The following is a 16,843-nucleotide window of genomic DNA, read 5'->3' on the forward strand; positions in this document are numbered from 1 at the left end:
GATCAGATCGATCAGAAGAGCGTCAATATGCCGACCGACCGGTCCATGATGCCGTCATAGATCATCGAGCAGGCAACATAGACGATCACCGCCAGGCCCAGATAGGCCAGCCAGCGGAAGCGCTCGATATATTTGGCGATGATGTTCGCCGCGATGCCCATCATCGCCACCGACAGGATCAGGCCGATGATCAGGATGCCGGGATGTTCCCGCGCCGCGCCGGCCACGGCCAGCACATTGTCCAGGCTCATGCTGACGTCGGCGATCGCCACCGACCAGGCGGCGGCGGCAAAGCTCTTGGCCGGGCGCACGCCCGATACATCGTCGTCGCTCGGATCATCAGGCGTATGCGCGCCGGCATTGGGCCGCAATTCGCGCCACATCTTCCAGCTGACCCACAACAGCAAAAGGCCGCCGGCCAGGATCAGGCCGACAATCTGCATCAGCTGGCTGACCACCAGCGCAAAGCCTATGCGCAGCACCAGCGCGGCGATGATGCCGATCAGGATGACCTGCTGGCGCTGCTTGGGCGGCAGGCCGGCGGCCAGCGCGCCAACGACGATCGCATTGTCGCCCGCCAGCAGGATATCGATCATCAGCACCTGGCCAAAGGCGGCCAGGGCGCTGGGCGTCCCGATATTGCTGAAGTCGTTGACGATATGCTGCCAGATATCCGCCGGGGAACCGAGCCCCTGGGCGGCCGAAGCGGCGGTGGCGATAAGGTCGAGCATGACGGCCTAACGTCCCTGTATGTGAAAATGAAGAAAGCCGGACCATATACATGGCCCGGCTCTCACCGCAAAATATATGGCAGGGTGGCCGCACATCCGCGCAGCCGCCGCCGCGCTTACTGGTTCATGGTCGCGAAGAAATCCTCGTTGGTCTTGGAATCCTTCATCTTGTCGAGCAGGAATTCCATCGCGTCGACCGTGCCCATCTGCATGAGGATGCGGCGCAGCACCCACATCTTGCTGAGCGTCGGCTTCTCGACCAGCAGCTCTTCCTTGCGGGTGCCGGACTTGCCGACATCCAGCGCCGGGAAGATACGCTTGTCCGCAACCTTGCGGTCCAGCACGATTTCCGAGTTACCGGTGCCCTTGAACTCTTCGAAGATGACTTCGTCCATGCGGCTGCCGGTGTCGATCAGCGCGGTCGCGATGATCGAGAGCGAGCCCCCCTCCTCGATGTTGCGCGCGGCGCCGAAGAAGCGCTTCGGGCGCTGCAGCGCGTTGGCGTCGACGCCGCCGGTCAGCACCTTGCCCGACGAGGGTACGACAGTGTTGTAGGCGCGGCCGAGACGGGTGATCGAGTCGAGCAGGATGACGACATCCTTCTTGTGCTCGACCAGGCGCTTGGCCTTCTCGATCACCATTTCGGCGACCTGGACGTGGCGGGTGGCAGGCTCGTCGAAGGTCGAGGAAACGACCTCACCCTTCACGCTGCGCTGCATGTCGGTGACTTCTTCCGGGCGCTCGTCGATCAGCAGGACGATCAGGAAGACTTCGGGATGATTGTCGGTGATGGCCTTGGCGATGTTCTGCAGCATCACCGTCTTGCCGACGCGCGGCGGCGCGACGATCAGCGTACGCTGGCCCTTGCCCTGCGGCGAGACGATGTCGATGACGCGGGCCGACTTGTCCTTGATGGTCGGGTCCAGCGTGTCGAGCCGCAGCTTCTGCTCGGGATAGAGCGGGGTCAGGTTGTCGAAATTGACGCGATGGCGGACGACGTCCGGATCATCGAAATTGACCGACAGCAGCTTGGTCAGGGCGAAATAGCGCTCGCCATCCTTGGGCGCGCGGATCTCGCCTTCGACCGTGTCGCCGGTGCGCAGGCCAAAGCGACGGACCTGGTTCGGCGAGACATAGATGTCGTCGGGACCGGCCAGGAAATTCGCCTCAGGGCTGCGCAGGAAGCCGAAGCCGTCCGGCAGCACCTCGATCGTGCCCTCACCCATGATCTGCGCGCCATTTTCGGCCTCGGCCTTCAGGATGGCGAACATCAGATCCTGCTTGCGCAGGGTCGATGCGCCCTCGACGCCCAGTTCTTCCGCCATGGTGACGAGGTCGGCGGGAACTGTCTTCTTGAGGTCCTTGAGATGCATTGCGAGTCGGTCCGATGGAGTGAGGGATAGAATAGCCGGGTAAGAAAGGAGATTTTGCCCGGTCAATGTCTCGGGAAAGCCTCGCGCCGGACGGGCGAGGGGAATAGTCGGCGTTTAGCGAGCGCCCGGCCCTCAAGTCAAGCGAGGACATTTCCCTATTCCGCCTGAAATCATGGGCTATCCGGGGATTTTCGACAGGTGGTGCCCCATCTGCGGCGATGGACGACATATCCTGCCCCATGATATGATGAGACATAAAATATCGGAAGGATGAGGAAATGCGTTATTTCCGTGCCCTGATGGCGATCGCCACGGGCGCGCTCACCGCGCTGCCACTCGCCGCGCAGGATAGCCCCCCGCTCGATCCCGACATACCCCCCACCGTCGTCCGCACCGGCCCCTCGCTCGACGACCGCGTCACCATTCCCATCAATATCGACGGCAAGGGGCCGTGGAACTTCGTGATCGACACCGGCTCGCAGCGCACGGTCATCGCCCGCGACCTGGCCGACCGGCTCGCCCTGCCCAATCGGCGGATCGTCACCATCCTCAGCATGACGGGCAAGGCGGAGGTGCCGACCGTCGCCGTGCCCCGGCTCGGCTTCGGCGCGACCACGGTGGACGATATAGAGGCACCGGTGCTGAACGGCGAGCATCTTGGCGCCGCCGGCCTGCTCGGCCTCGACAGCCTGCATGCCAAGCGGGTGCTGCTCAATTTCCGCACTGGCCGGATGGAGATCAGCGAAAGCCGCCGCCTGGCCCCGCGCGATCCCGATGCGATCATCGTCGAGGCGCGCCGGCGCAAGGGGCAGCTGATCCTGCTCGATTCAGACGTCAACGGGATGAAGGTGAACATCATCCTGGATACCGGCGCCAATTTCAGCGTCGGCAATCTGGCGCTGCGCGACAAGCTGCTCCGCAAGAAACGCGCCCCCGAACTGCTGCAGGCCAGCCTGATCAGCGTGACCGGCGACACGCTGACCGGCGATGTCGGGCGACTGGATTTCGTGCGCATGGGCCGGGTCAAGCTGACCGGCGTGCCGGTGCTGTTCGCCGAGGCCAGCCCCTTTGCCGAGCTGGGCCTGGCCGACAAGCCCGCGCTGATGCTGGGGATGAACGCGCTGCGGCTGTTCGACCGGGTGGCGATCGACTTCGGCCGGGGCAAGGTGGATTTCCTGCTGCCCGATACCGGCGCGCTCGATCCGGTCCGGCTGGCGGCCTCAGCGCCCCGTCAGGGACGCTGAGGCACGGGATCAGGGATTTTCGGGTCGCTGCTGCTGGGCCGGCTGGCGCTGGCGCGGCGTGCGGCCCAGCACATTGTCGATCCACTGCTGGTCCAGGCGCGGCGGCGCCGGGCGATCGGCCGGATCGGGCTGGGCCGCTTCCTCGCCATCCTCCGCCTCGCTGCCGGCCGGCCGGGCACGGTCGATCGGCAGGCCATTTTCATCGACCATCATGCCGCCTTCCATGCCGTTATCCGGCTGGCCATAATAAGCTTCCTCGTCCGGCTCCAGCTGCCATTCGGGCAGAGTGACCTGGGTCTCGAACTGCTCCACCGGCCGCTTGGCGACGGCGACCTTCATATAATCGGCAAAGGCGTGGGCCGGCGCGCGACCGCCATAGAGCGAAGGCACCGCCTTGGCGTCATCGCGGCCGACCCAGACGCCGGTGGTGATGCCGCTGGAAAAGCCCAGGAACCAGCCATCCTTGCCGCTGTTGGTGGTGCCGGTCTTGCCCGCGACCGGGCGTCCGATCTGTGCCGCCTTGCCGGTGCCGGTGCTGACCGCGGTCTGCATCAGGTCGGTCATGCCCGCCGCGACCCAGGGCGCCACCAGCACGCGGCTGGTATCGTCCTGATGCTGGTAGAGCATCCGTCCGTCGGCGGTCGTCACCTTGGTGATGCCATAGGGGGTGACTGCCACACCCTTGCGCGCGATCGAGGCGAAGGCGCGGGTCATGTCGATCAGCCGCACGTCCGACGTGCCCAGCACCATCGAGGGGTGGGTGTTGATCGGCGTGGTGATGCCGAAGCGGCGCGCCATGTCGGCGACGGTCGGGAAGCCGACCTCCACGCCCAGCTTCGCCGCGACCGTGTTGATCGAATAGGCAAAGGCGGTGCGGATATCGATCGCGCCGGCAAAGCGGCCATTGCTGTTGCGCGGGCTCCAGCCATTGATCGTCACCGGCTCGTCGGTGACGCCGGTATCAGGCGTATAGCCTGCCTCCAGCGCCGCCATGTAGACGAAGATCTTCCAGGCCGAGCCGGGCTGGCGCACGGCGGTCGTCGCGCGATTATAGTTGGACGTCACATAGTCCAGCCCGCCGACCATGGCGCGCACCGCGCCGTCGCGATCCAGGCTGACCAGCGCGCCCTGCATGCCGTTCGACACATTGGCCTTTACCGCCGCGGTCGCGGCATTCTGCATGCCAAGGTCGATGGTGGTATAGACTTCCAGCGGCTCATTGGGCTCGTCGATCAGCGTATCGAGCTGCGGCAGCGCCCAGTCGGTGAAATAGCGCACGCTGTTCTGCGGCGGCTCGGGCGCCATGCGCACGCCGTCCAGATTGGCATTGGCATGATCGGCAGCGCTGATCTTGCCATTTTCCTGCATCAGGTCGAGCACCACGCCAGCGCGGCCGATCGCGGCCTCGGCATCGGCAGTGGGCGAATAGCTGGACGGCGCCTTCACCAAACCGGCGATGATCGCCGCCTCGGGCAGGTCCAGGCTCTGCGCGGGATGGCCGAAAAATTTGCGACTGGCGGCGTCGATGCCATAGGCCCCGCCGCCGAAATAGACCTTGTTGAGATAGAGTTCCAGGATCTGCTGCTTGGAGAATTTGCGCTCCAGCGCCATCGCCAGCACCATCTCGCGGACCTTGCGGCCCCAGCTATAGCTGTTGTTGAGGAAGATGTTGCGCGCGACCTGCTGGGTGATGGTCGAAGCCCCCTGCCAGCGCCGGCCGCTGCCGCGTCGTTCCAGCGCGACCCAGGCCGCGCGTGCCATGCCGACCGGATCGACGCCGGGGTGCATGTAGAAACGGCGATCCTCGGTCGACACCATCGCATCGACCATGACCGAGGGAATCTGGTCATAGCTCAGCCAGCGACCGAAGCTCGGCCCCAGGGAGACGATGACCGATCCGTCCGCCGCATGGACGCGGATCATCTGGCCATTGGGGGAGGATTTGAGGCTGTTATAGTCGGGCAGTGACTGCATCGCGATGAACACGGCCACGCCGATCGCGACCAAGCCGGCAAAGGCGCCGACCAGACCGATCTTTAGCCCGCGCACCAGCCATTTCTTCGCCTTGCCCGGCGCCTTCTTGCTCTTGTCAGATCGTGCCATTTGCCGCCCCGGATACGCGCTATTACCGGCCCGGACCAGCGCAAATCAGGGCGCTCGTCCGGAAAACTCCCCGGTCTGTAAGGATGATGCGGCTTTACCCGCGATGAATATTATCGGTGGAGGTACGAACAAGCCGGGGCGGGCAGGACATGCTGCCCCCGCCCCGCACCAGTCCGTCCCTATGACGCTCTTATTCCGCGTCGTCGCGCGATTTGAAATCCAGCGACGCGCTGTTCATGCAGTAACGCAGGCCGTTGACGCCGGGGCCATCAGGGAAGACATGGCCCAGATGGCCTTCGCAGGTGGCACAACGCACCTCGGTGCGGATCATGCCATGGCTGGCGTCGCGGATTTCCTCGACCGCGTCGATATCGACCGGCGCGGTGAAGCTGGGCCAGCCCGACCCGCTGTCATATTTTTCCTCGGCATCGAACAGCTCCGCGCCGCAACCGGCGCAATAATAGACGCCGTCCGCCTTGTTGCTGTTATATTTGCCGGTGAAGGCCCGTTCGGTGCCCGCTTCGCGCAGCACATGATATTGTTCGGGGGAAAGGCGCGCACGCCATTCGGCTTCGCTCAGGTCCAGCTTTTCCATGGCCGCAATATGGCGTCCGCCGAAGACCTTATCAAGTCCGCGATCAGGCCCGCTCGCGCGCCGCCTGTCGGGCGATCGCCAGCAGCTCATGCCGCACCAGTAGGTCGCCAAGCCCCTTGCCGCCGCGGCTGGACCGTTCGGCCTGGGCCAGACGCTGGATGACGCGGGCGATGCCGGTCGCGTCCCACAGCCGCACCTGTCGGGTGACCAGCCCCTTCTCCTTCCAGAAGACCGCCTTGCCGGCCGATTCCACCGCCGCCTCCAGCCGCCCGCTGCTGTCGAAATCCGCGCGGATATTGGCGATCAGCATGGCGCGGGTCAGCAGCGGCCGGATCACCGATGCCATGGCCGCGCCGATCTCCGCCAGATTGTTGAGTTCCTTGTGCATCGCCCTGAGGTCGCCGCCCAACACCGCATTGACCAGCGGCGCCGCGTCGGAATCGGGATTGTCGGCCGACAGCGCGTCCAGCGCCTCCGCCGTCGCCTCGCGCGGCTGTTCCGGCGCGGCGTCGAGATAGAGGACCAGCTTCTCGATCTCGATTCCCATCAGCGCCCGGTCGCCATTGGCCAGGTCGACGATGCGGCGCGCCAGTTCCTGCGGCAGGCGCAGGCCGTTCTCGCGCGCGGTCGCCATGGCGATCTGCTCGGCCTCGCGCGCATCGGGCTGATAGGAGATGAAGGCCATGCAGCCCTTGTGGTCGAGCGCCAGCTTGACCAGCTTCGACGTCGCCTTGAGCGCACCGGCAATCGCGATCACCGGATTGCCCGCCGCCTCCGCCTCCAGCAACGCCGTAACCGCCGGCAGCGATTCATCGCCCATGCCGTTGATCCGCACCCAGCGCTTGTCGCCGAACATCGAGAAGGACGCCGCCTCGTCCGCCAGCCGCGCCGGATCCTCGCGCAGCGTGGCCACGTCCAGGTCGACCCGCTCGGCCCCCGGCCCCATCGCCCGCTCCAGCCGCCTGGCGAGCGCCGTGCTGCCCGCCTCGTCAGGACCATAGAGCAGGAAGAAGCGGATATCCGACGGCGGCGCGTCGAGCGCCTTTTCTATCTGGCCGCGATTGGCTTTCACTGGCCGGTCGACGCCGCCGACGACGGGGCCGGCGATGGCGCCGCCTGGGCGCCTTCCTTGCGCGTCGCATACAGCGCCAGGCGGGTGACGATCTGGTCGGCCACGATCTCCGACAGCCGCTCCAGCGCCGTGTCTTCCGCCGCGATCGTCGCATATTCGCTCGACGTCGCGTTGATGCCGGCGTCCGACCCGGCGCTGTCGTCCAGCACCTGCGCACCGGTCGCTTCGTCGATCAGCTGATAGCGCGCCCGCAGCGTGCGCCGCTCACGGGTGATGGCCGCGTCGGACCGCAAACCGAAACCGCTGATCTGGTCGTCCAGCTTCACCACCAGCTTGTAGCTGGGGCCGGAACCATTGCTGATCGCGCCAAGCCGGTCGTTGAGCGCGTTGCGCATCAGCCAGCCGCCCTTGCCCGCAATATCCTGCACTTCGACATGACCCAGCCCCTGCGCCACCGCGCCATGGCTGCCGCCGCCATAGACCGGGCGCAGCCCGCAGGCGGTAAGGAGAGTCAGGGCGACGAGGGGAAGGATGCGCTTCATGGGCATGATCCTTATCCCGTCACCCCGCCCTTGTCGAACCAAAGGTCGGGGTGACGGGCACAGGTCAGATGACCAGATTGACCAGACGATCGGGCACCACGATCACCTTCTTGGGGGTGGCGCCATCCAGCGTGCGAACGACGTTCGGCGCGGCCAGCGCCAGCTTTTCCAGCTCGTCCTTCGGCGTGCCCTTGGGCACGGTGATGGTGTCGCGCAGCTTGCCCATCACCTGGCAGGCGATGGTCACTTCATCCTCGACCAGCAGTGCCGGATCGACCGCCGGCCAGGCGGCTTCGGCGATCAGGCCCGGCTGCGCCATCTCGGCCCAGCCCTCTTCGGCCAGGTGCGGGGTCATCGGCGCGACCAGAAGCGCCAGTGCGCGGATCGCCGCGGTGCGGCTGGCCGACGGCTTGGCCTTCTCGATCGCGTTCACCAACTCATAGATCTTGGCGACGGCCTTGTTGAAGCCCAGCGCCTCGATATCCTTGGCGACGCCGTCGATCGTCTGGTGCAGCTTGCGGTCGAGCGCCTTGTCCTGGCCTTCCGCCGCCGCATCGGCTTCGCCGAACAGGCGCCAGACGCGGTTGACGAAGCGCCAGCTGCCCTCGATGCCGGCTTCGGTCCAGGGCAGGTCGCGCTCGGGCGGGCTGTCCGACAGCATGAACCAGCGCACGGCGTCGGCACCATATTGTTCGATGATGTCATCGGGATCGACGACATTCTTCTTCGACTTGGACATCTTCTCGACGCGGCCGACCGTGACCGGCGCCCCGCTCTCGATATGGATATAGTCGTCGCCGGACTTCTTGATTTCCTGCGGCGACAGCCAGCTGCCATCGCCGGCCTTGTAGGTTTCGTGCGTCACCATGCCCTGGGTGAACAGGCCGGTGAAGGGCTCGGCAAAGCCGAGCTGGCCCATATGCTGCAGCGCGCGGGTCCAGAAGCGGGCGTAGAGGAGATGCAGGATCGCATGTTCCACGCCACCAATATATTGGCCGACCGGCAACCACTGCTCGACGGTCGCACGATCAAACGGCTTGTCGTCGGGCTGGCTGGCAAAGCGGATGAAATACCAGCTCGAATCCGCAAAGGTGTCGAGCGTGTCGGTCTCGCGCCGCGCTGCCTTGCCGCAGGACGGGCAATCGACATGCTTCCAGGTCGGGTGGCGGTCCAGCGGATTGCCGGGAATGTCGAAGGTCACATCCTCGGGCAGCTTCACCGGCAGCTGGTCCTTGGGCACGCCCACCACGCCACAATCATCGCAATGAATGACCGGGATCGGGGTGCCCCAGTAACGCTGGCGCGACACGCCCCAGTCGCGCAGGCGGAACACGGTCTTGCCCGCGCCCCAGCCTTCACCCTCGGCGCGGGCGATGACGGCGGCCTTGGCGGCTTCGACCGCCATGCCGTCCAGGAAGCGCGAGTTCACCAGATGGCCGGGGCCGGTATAGGCCTCGTCATGGATCGGCTTGTCGGCTTCGCCATCCAGCGCGACGACACGCTCGACCGGCAGCATATATTTGCGCGCGAAGTCGAGGTCGCGCTGGTCATGCGCGGGCACGCCCATGACGGCGCCGGTGCCATAGTCCATCAGCACGAAATTGGCGATGAAGACGGGCAGGTGCCATTCCGGATCGAACGGATGCGCGACCGTCAGGCCGGTGTCGAAGCCCAGCTTCTCCGCCGTTTCCAGCTCGGCGGCGGTGGTGCCGCCTTCCTTGCACTTCTCGATGAAGGCAACGGCATCGGGGTTGTTCGCGGCGACGGCCTGCGCGACCGGGTGGTCGGCCGCGATCGCGACGAAGCTGGCGCCGAAGATCGTGTCGGGGCGGGTCGAATAGACCTCGATCTCGCTGTCGAACGGCGCGACCGGCTTGAAGCTGAACTGCAGGCCGACCGACTTGCCGATCCAGTTTTCCTGCATCAGCCGCACCTTGTCGGGCCACTGGTCGAGCGTCTGGAGGCCCTCCAGCAGATCGTCGGCGAACTGGGTGATCTTGAGGAACCACTGGTTGAGCTTGCGCTTCTCGACCAACGCGCCCGAGCGCCAGCCGCGCCCGTCGATCACCTGCTCGTTCGCCAGCACGGTCATGTCGACCGGATCCCAGTTGACCTGGCTTTCCTTGCGATAGACCAGACCCGATTCCAGCATGTCCAGGAACAGCGCCTGTTCATGACCATAATAATCCGGCTCGCAGGTGGCGAGTTCGCGGCTCCAGTCGATCGCGAAACCCAGCTTCTTCAGCTGCGCGCGCATGTTGGCGATGTTGGACCGGGTCCATTCGCCCGGATGCACCTTCTTTTCCATCGCCGCATTTTCGGCCGGCATGCCGAACGCGTCCCAGCCCATCGGATGCAGCACTTCATGGCCGGTCATCCGGCGGAAGCGCGCCAGCACGTCGCCCATCGAGTAGTTGCGGACATGACCGATATGGATGCGCCCCGACGGATAGGGGAACATCTCCAGCACGTAGCTGCGCGGCTTCGTCGAGGCATCGTCCGCCTTGAAGCTCTGCTTCTCGTCCCAGACGGCCTGCCAGCGGGCGTCGGCCTCCAGCGGGTTGAAGCGCCTTTGCATGTCATGTCCTTACAAATGCAAGCGGGCTGGGCTCTGTAAAAGCCCAGCCCCGATGGTTTGAAAACAGGGCGTTACCGTATCAGTCGCGCCCGAAAGGGGTGGTTCAGCCGATCGCCATGCGGCGCAGGTCGCGCGCCTTGGTCAGGATGATCTCTTCCAGCTTCTGCACCGTCGCGGCCTGCACCGGGGCATCGACCCACTGGCCATTCTGGTTGACCTGGCGGCTGGCGGCCACGCGCAGCGCGTCGGCGCGCAGATCCTGGTCCAGGATCGACACGGTGACCTTCATCCTTTCACTCGGCGTGTTGGGATTGGTATACCAGTCGGTGACGATGACGCCGCCGTTGGAATCGGTCTGCACCATCGGCATGAAGGACAGCGTGTCCAGGCTGGCGCGCCACAGATAGGCGTTGACGCCGATGGTGGTGACCTTCGACGCGGCCAGATCGGCCTTGGGCCGTTCCTTCGCGCCGCCCCCGCATGCGGCAAGCGGCAGGAGCGCAGCCAGCAGAAGACCGGAGGAAAGGGTAACGGGAAGGCGACGGACCATCAGGCATGTCCTAGCTTGAAAAAGACGAAAAACGCCCCGCTTCTATAGTCGACGCGCGCCATTGGGCAAGGGGGCGCGCGGGTCCGACACGCCACGGATCGTCGCAACCCGTCCTCGGAGTCTGTGTGCTCTGTGCAACAGCTCAGACAAAAAGCGGATAGCGCCTCTGGTCAATGGCGCTTTTTGGTGTCTAATGCGTCTTGAAAAATAACCGGTGGGGAAGAGATTCGAATCATGCGCGTGAAACGGGGACATTTGGCATTGGCAGGCTCGGCAATCGCCGTCGCTGGCTTCATGCTGTCGCCCGCTTTTGGCGCCGCAACCGATCTCGTCCGCATGCGTGAGGAAGCCCCGGTGTCGCTCGGCGCGCTGGGCAGCATTTCCTCCTTCACCCCCACGACCAAGGATTCGCGTCTGGCTGCGGCCTATGCGAAGATCGCCGCCTCGGCCGGTCGTCAGAATTTCCGCTTCACGCCGACCAGCGGTTCGCTCAGCGGCCAGCGCTCGATCACCGTCATGGTCCGCGCCAGCGACGTCGATCGCGTCGCCGCCAACCGCTCGGTGGTCCCGGTCAACATCGCGCCCGTCAGCTTCAGCCTGAACGGCGAGCATGGCTGGCGCAAGTTCGCCCTGCCGGAAAATACCGGCCGCAAGGCGCTGGACCCGGTGCCGGTCGAAACCATGGTCGATGCGAAGAATTTCTCGCTGGATGACGGCAAGAAGGATCGCTTCAGCACCAAGGTGCTGCTGGAAAGCCGTCGCGAGCCGACGGCGACCGTCCGCAACCCGAGTGCGGACAAGGATTATTCGCTGGATCTGGCCAGCTCCTATTCGCTGACCCGCAACCTGAACGTGACGGCGGGCATCCGCTACAACAACAGCGTTGCCGGCCGCCTGACCCCGATGACCGACGAGCGCCAGGACAACCAGGCCGTCTATCTGGGCACCATCTTCAAATTCTGATCGCCTGAAAGAGCAAGGATACGGACGATAGGCATCGCCTGATGCCGATCACTCCAATGCGTCAGCAGTAACTGCCGCCACCCTTGGCGCAGAGCATGACCGGCTCCGTCTCGATCAGGCGTAGCGACTGCACCATGTCGGCAGTGCCCTGCTTATATTTCAGGAAATGCGGTGTCTTGAGATGCGCCTGATAGGCCGCGTCACTGGCATAGACTTCCAGCAGGCGGATGCTCGCCGGCTTCCCGGCGATCGCCACCGCCGACAGCGACAGCACGCCCGGCTCCTGCGCCACCGATGCGGCAATCTCCTCGCGCAGATAGACCTTATAATCCTCGATTTGCGCCGGATCGATCTCCAGCTCCGCGATCCGCACGATCGGCTTGTCCGGCGCGGCCTGCGCCTTGGCCTGTCGCCCCGCTCCGATGCCCAGCATGAAGGCGGCCAGCGTCAATACGCCCATCGCCGCCTTAGCCCTGCGCATCGTCGAACAGCTTGCGGGCGATCCCCAGCGCCGTCATCGCCGGCGGCCAGCCGGCATAGAAGGCCAGATGGGTGATGGTCGCGATGATCTCCTCGCGCGTCAGCCCATTGTCCAGTGCCCGCTGCAGGTGAAAGGGCAGCTCATTGCCGCGATAGAGCGAGATGAGGCTGGTGATGGTGATGAGGCTGCGGTCGCGCGGCGATAGTGCCGGATCGGCCCAGACTTCGCCGAACAGGGTCTTGTCGGTCATTTCCGCCAGATGAGGCGCCAGATCGCCAAAGGATCGGCGCGCGTCAGTGGGTTCGGTCATGTAGGGTCTCCGCAAAATGGACGGCGTCCCCCAGCCTACCCGACTTATCCACAGGCTATTAGGCCCGTATCCGCGCTAGGCCCCATGACCCGGATTCATATATCATCGGTCAATCCATCGATCGCCGCCCAGCCCGCCGCGCCGATGCCGCGCAGCATATGGCGGTGCTTTACCCTGACCCCGCCCAGCGCGATCACGGGGGCCTTCGCCTGCCGCGCGAGCGCCGCAAAACCGATCCGCCCCAGCGCCCCGGCACCGGGATGCGACCGGGTCGGGAACAGCGGCGACAGAAAGACCATATCCGCGCGCGCCGCCGCCTGAATCTCCCGCCGATCATGCGCCGCCAGGCTGTGGATAAGTCTGTGGAAATTTTTCGGCCCATCCCGCCCATGCCAGCCATCCGCGCGCCAGGCCGCCGCCGTCCGCGCGTCCCCCGCCAGCATCAGCACCAGCCGCCGCTGCCGCGCAATCGCCCGCAACACCTCGAACAGCGCGCGTCGTTTCACCGCCTCGGTGCGATAATGGCGAAAGACGATCCCCGCGCGCCCGCGTGGCATGCGCGCCGCCGCCGCCAGCAAGGACGCATCCTCCACCCGCTCATCGGTCATCAGCCAGAGGCCGGGCAGCTTTTTGCGGTGGCGGGCGTGCATGGCCATCGCCTATAGCAGCCGCCATGAACATCGACATCCCCGAAGCTGCGGCCCGCCTCGCCACCCTGCGCGACCAGATCGACCGCGCCGCCCGCCTGACCCAGCGCAGCGCCGACGACATCAACCTGATCGCCGTGTCCAAGACCCAGTCGGCCGAAGCGATCCTTCCGCTGATCCACGCCGGCCAGCGCGTCTTCGGCGAAAACCGCGTCCAGGAAAGCGAGGACAAATGGCCCGCCCTGCGCGAGCAATTCTCGGATCTGACCCTGCATCTGGTCGGCCAGTTGCAGTCGAACAAGGCCGCCGATGCCGTCGCCCTGTTCGACGTCATCCATTCGCTCGATCGCCTTTCGCTGCTGAGCGCGCTCGCCAAGGCGATGGACGCCGCGGGCAAGCGCCTGCCCTGCTTCATCCAGGTGAATATCGGTGCCGAGGAACAGAAGGGCGGCTGTCCGATCGCCGATGTGCCGGCGCTGATCGCCGCCGCGCGCGACGCCGACATCCCGCTGCTCGGCCTGATGTGCGTGCCGCCGGCCGATGTGGAGCCCGCCCCCTATTTCGCCCTGCTCGCGAAAATGGCGCGGGAAGAGGGACTCCCGCGCCTGTCGATGGGCATGTCGGGCGATTTCGAAACCGCCCTGATGCTGGGCGCCACCGACATTCGCGTCGGCACCGCCCTGTTCGGCGAACGCGCCCCCGTCAGCCGCCCCGTCCCCCGGAGCGGCCTAGGGATGATCAGAAACGCCCCCGCAAGGTAATGCCATAGGTGCGGGGCTCAGCCAGATAGGCAGAGATCAGCTGGTTCGCCATCGGCGCGCCCTGCACGAACTGACCGGTGGTCGATGTCGCCGGGCTGCTCGACTGGAGCGGGCTGCTGAAGGCGACCTGGGTATAATCCTGGTTGAAGATATTCTGGCCCCAGAATTCGACCGCCCAGCGCTGGTCCTTGCCTCGCAGACCGACGCGCGCATTGAACACCGCAAAGCCGTCCTGCGCCTTTTCCGGGAACAGATCGGAGCCGGTATTATAGTCGCTCATCATGCGGCCATCGATGTAGAAGAGCGCGGACAGGCCGTTCGACCCGATATCCGGCGTCCAGGCCATGCTCGCGGTCGTCACCAGTTGCGGCGCATTGCTGTTGATCGATCCGGGCAACAGGAACAGCGCAGGATCGAGCGGCACGCTGCCATCGCCGCTGCCGACCAGCCGCTTGGCGAATTTCGCCCGTGCGTAGGTCAGGCCACCGGTCAGGCGGAAATGGCGCACCGGTGAAGCGGTCAGTTCCAGCTCCACGCCCTGACTGATCAGGCCCGGCCCGACATCGCCGGAATCGCAGGTCCGCGCCGCCGACAGGGCACTGTCACAGCCATTGATATTCTGCACGACGAAGCTGGTGCCGTTGAAGGTGTTCAGCTGGAAATTCTTGAACTCCTGGCGGAAGGCCGCGATGTTCGCGCTCCATTTCGGCTGGGTATATTTGAAGCCGATTTCAAAGGCATCGACCTTCTCTGCGGCAAAGCGCAGGCTCGTCACATCGGCATTGGTGCGCGGCGCATAGACCGCCGGCACCGTGTTCAGGCCGGTCGATCCCAGCTGGAAGCGGTCGAGGTTGAAGCCGCCCGCCTTATAGCCCTTGGAATAGCTGCCATAGACCAGCATCTCGTCGATCGGCTTCCACGACAGCACTGCCGTGCCGCTGAACTCGCCGTCGCTGATCTTGTCGTTGAGGTCGAGCGCATTGAGCGTGGTCGAGCCATTGCCAAGGCAGCCGAGCGTCAGGATGCCGCCCGCCAGCGCCGCCGCGCTGCCCAGCGCCGCATTGGTCGCCAGCGTCGGCAGCGAAGAGGCCTGCAACGCCGCGCAGGTCGCGTTGTTGTTATTGAAATCCGAAGAGAATTTCTTCGATTCATGGGTGTAGCGCAGGCCCAGGGTCAGATCGAGCCGCTTGGTGATGTGGATGATATTATGGGTAAAGAGCGCCCAATTCTCGCTCTTCTGGCGATAGATGGAGGCAACGTCACCGGTGCCTTCCGGGATCGCCGCCAGCGCGCGCAGGCCATTGCCAAGACCGGTGGAGATCGCCCCCGCCTGTGCCGCCGCGACGCCGGCCGGCAATCCGGCATTGATCAGCGCGGCGGTCAGGCCGGCGTTGAGATTGGCCTGCGTGCCACCGATCAGCGCCGACGTGGCAAGACCGCTGCCGCAGGCCGCCAGTTGCGCTGCGGTGAAGTTGCTGTTGACGCCCGCGCCCGCCATCAGGCGACAGGCGGCAAAGCGGCCATAGTCGGCGCCGAAGCGGATATTATCCTCCAGCGTCAGCTTCTCATTGGCGTAATAGCCGCCCACCAGCCAGTCGAGCGCCTCGTTGAAGGCTGAACCCTGCGCCCGCAATTCCTGGGTGAAGGTCTTGAACTGGCGATAGGTGTTGGGATCACGATAGAGAAGGTCGGCGCCCGAATAGTCATAATCGCCATAGTCGCGGGATTTATAGTCGCGATAGGCGGTGATGCTGGTCAGTTTCGCGCCGCCCAGATCATAGTTGATCTCGCCCGACACGCCCCAATCCTTGAGCTTGCTGACATAGTCGCGCCCTTCGGTGATGGTCAGCTCGCGATCATAGGGATCGGCGGGGAAGACGCTGCCCTGCCCGGCCAGGATCGCGCCGATGCGGTTGAACGGCGCCGTGCTATAGCCGCCGCCGGTCGCCGGCCGCCGTTCGCGCGTCTCGACATAGGCCGCGCCGCAGCAGCTTTCGTCGCGATTGGTATAATCGCCGATCAGCCGGATCGACAGGGCATCATTGGGTTCGATCAGCGCCTGACCACGCAGGAAATAGCGGTCGCGATCATTGGTATCACCAACCTTGTTGCCGCTGGTATCGACCAGATCGTAGAAACCGTCACGCTTCGACCAGACGCCGTCCAGGCTCAACGCGATCCCCTTGGCGATCGGGCCGGTGATGCGCCCGGCCAGGCGCCAATAATCATAATTGCCATAGGTCGCCTCGGCCATGCCACCCAGGGTGAATTCCGGCCCCTTGCTGACGATGTTGATCAGGCCCGCCGACGCGTTGCGGCCGAACAGTGTGCCCTGCGGCCCGCGCAGCACCTCGACCCGCTCGATCTCGCCCAGATCATTGAGGCCCGCACCGGTGCGCGACCGATAGACGCCGTCGATGAACACCGCGACCGAGCTTTCCAGGCCAGGATTGTCGCCGACCGTGCCGATGCCGCGAATACGGGCCGAACCATTGGCCTCGGTCCCGGTCGAAGAGACCAGCAGGGACGGCGCCAGCTGGTTGAGCGCGCGAATATCATTGGCGCCGCTATTCTGCATCGCCTGCTGGCCGACCGCCGATACCGCGATCGGCACGTCGGACAACGGGCTGGCGCGGCGGGTCGCGGTGACGATGATGTCGACGCTTTCGGTGTCCACCGCCGCCTGCGGCGCGGCATCCTGGGCATGGGCAAGCGGTATGGCGCCCACCAGCGCGACGGCACCGGCGGACAGCAGCCAAAGGCTCTTGTGCATCATGATGTGCATCCTCTCCTGGCCCGCCTGGCTTTTTGCCGGGTCGGGACTATGCGCGATTATGCTGCCACAGTCGGAATAACGCAATATATCGCGTGATTCCGGGCGTTTTCCGCAGTT

At 65.0% G+C, this 16,843-nt stretch carries 15 protein-coding genes; 3 read left to right on the plus strand and 12 right to left on the minus strand.

The window, feature by feature from the left end:
• Window positions 1-11: 11 nt before the first annotated feature.
• Window positions 12-731 (minus strand): YjbE family putative metal transport protein, encoded by a 720-nt coding sequence (locus tag CG471_RS06055; protein WP_004209170.1) that lies wholly within the window; start codon window positions 729-731, stop codon window positions 12-14.
• A gap of 116 nt (window positions 732-847) precedes the next feature.
• Complete coding sequence (gene rho / locus CG471_RS06060) at window positions 848-2,104, minus strand: transcription termination factor Rho (RefSeq protein ID WP_004209171.1); 1,257 nt, start codon at window positions 2,102-2,104, stop codon at window positions 848-850.
• Between the two features lie 278 nt (window positions 2,105-2,382).
• On the opposite strand from rho, the gene CG471_RS06065 reads away from it, so the two are divergent.
• A complete protein-coding gene (locus CG471_RS06065) occupies window positions 2,383-3,348 on the plus strand; it encodes a retroviral-like aspartic protease family protein (RefSeq protein ID WP_099231163.1) in 966 nt (321 codons plus the stop codon).
• Window positions 3,349-3,357: 9 nt separating this feature from the next.
• Here the strand turns inward: CG471_RS06065 and CG471_RS06070 are convergent, their stop codons facing one another.
• The 6 genes from CG471_RS06070 to CG471_RS06095 form a co-directional block, all read right to left on the minus strand.
• Complete coding sequence (locus tag CG471_RS06070; RefSeq protein WP_099231165.1) at window positions 3,358-5,451, minus strand: transglycosylase domain-containing protein; 2,094 nt, start codon at window positions 5,449-5,451, stop codon at window positions 3,358-3,360.
• A 190-nt stretch (window positions 5,452-5,641) separates the two neighbouring features.
• Window positions 5,642-6,046, minus strand: coding sequence for a peptide-methionine (R)-S-oxide reductase MsrB (gene msrB / locus CG471_RS06075; RefSeq protein ID WP_004209174.1), 405 nt, complete (start codon window positions 6,044-6,046; stop codon window positions 5,642-5,644).
• A gap of 43 nt (window positions 6,047-6,089) precedes the next feature.
• Window positions 6,090-7,118 (minus strand): DNA polymerase III subunit delta, encoded by a 1,029-nt coding sequence (holA, locus tag CG471_RS06080; protein ID WP_004209175.1) that lies wholly within the window; start codon window positions 7,116-7,118, stop codon window positions 6,090-6,092.
• On the minus strand, window positions 7,115-7,660 hold the full coding sequence (lptE, locus tag CG471_RS06085; protein WP_099231167.1) for an LPS assembly lipoprotein LptE: 546 nt from the start codon (window positions 7,658-7,660) through the stop codon (window positions 7,115-7,117). Before lptE ends, holA begins: the two co-directional genes overlap by 4 nt.
• A gap of 64 nt (window positions 7,661-7,724) precedes the next feature.
• A complete protein-coding gene (gene leuS / locus CG471_RS06090; protein WP_099231169.1) occupies window positions 7,725-10,238 on the minus strand; it encodes a leucine--tRNA ligase in 2,514 nt (837 codons plus the stop codon).
• A gap of 103 nt (window positions 10,239-10,341) precedes the next feature.
• Window positions 10,342-10,788 (minus strand): DUF3576 domain-containing protein, encoded by a 447-nt coding sequence (locus tag CG471_RS06095; RefSeq protein WP_004209178.1) that lies wholly within the window; start codon window positions 10,786-10,788, stop codon window positions 10,342-10,344.
• A gap of 234 nt (window positions 10,789-11,022) precedes the next feature.
• On the opposite strand from CG471_RS06095, the gene CG471_RS06100 reads away from it, so the two are divergent.
• The gene (locus CG471_RS06100) at window positions 11,023-11,751 is read left to right on the plus strand and encodes a hypothetical protein (RefSeq protein WP_004209179.1); all 729 of its coding nucleotides are present in this window, start codon (window positions 11,023-11,025) and stop codon (window positions 11,749-11,751) included.
• Between the two features lie 61 nt (window positions 11,752-11,812).
• Here CG471_RS06100 and CG471_RS06105 read toward each other — a convergent pair whose 3' ends face one another.
• The 3 genes from CG471_RS06105 to CG471_RS06115 form a co-directional block, all read right to left on the minus strand.
• Window positions 11,813-12,232 carry a putative quinol monooxygenase gene (locus tag CG471_RS06105; RefSeq protein ID WP_257211442.1) on the minus strand — a complete coding sequence of 140 codons (420 nt, stop codon included), beginning with the start codon at window positions 12,230-12,232 and terminating at the stop codon, window positions 11,813-11,815.
• Complete coding sequence (locus tag CG471_RS06110; protein WP_004209181.1) at window positions 12,219-12,542, minus strand: carboxymuconolactone decarboxylase family protein; 324 nt, start codon at window positions 12,540-12,542, stop codon at window positions 12,219-12,221. The genes CG471_RS06105 and CG471_RS06110 overlap by 14 nt, the downstream gene beginning before the upstream one ends.
• Before the next feature lie 95 nt (window positions 12,543-12,637).
• A complete protein-coding gene (locus CG471_RS06115; protein ID WP_180275624.1) occupies window positions 12,638-13,192 on the minus strand; it encodes a thiamine phosphate synthase in 555 nt (184 codons plus the stop codon).
• Between the two features lie 23 nt (window positions 13,193-13,215).
• Here CG471_RS06115 and CG471_RS06120 point away from each other — a divergent pair, with 23 nt between their 5' ends.
• Window positions 13,216-13,950 (plus strand): YggS family pyridoxal phosphate-dependent enzyme, encoded by a 735-nt coding sequence (locus CG471_RS06120; RefSeq protein ID WP_099231175.1) that lies wholly within the window; start codon window positions 13,216-13,218, stop codon window positions 13,948-13,950.
• Here the strand turns inward: CG471_RS06120 and CG471_RS06125 are convergent.
• Complete coding sequence (locus CG471_RS06125) at window positions 13,928-16,723, minus strand: TonB-dependent receptor (protein WP_180275627.1); 2,796 nt, start codon at window positions 16,721-16,723, stop codon at window positions 13,928-13,930. The two genes, CG471_RS06120 and CG471_RS06125, sit on opposite strands and share 23 nt — an antisense overlap.
• Window positions 16,724-16,843 lie beyond the last annotated feature (120 nt).

The sequence above is a fragment of the Sphingobium sp. IP1 genome (assembly GCF_002708645.1).
GTDB classification, from domain to species: Bacteria; Pseudomonadota; Alphaproteobacteria; order Sphingomonadales; family Sphingomonadaceae; genus Sphingobium; species Sphingobium yanoikuyae.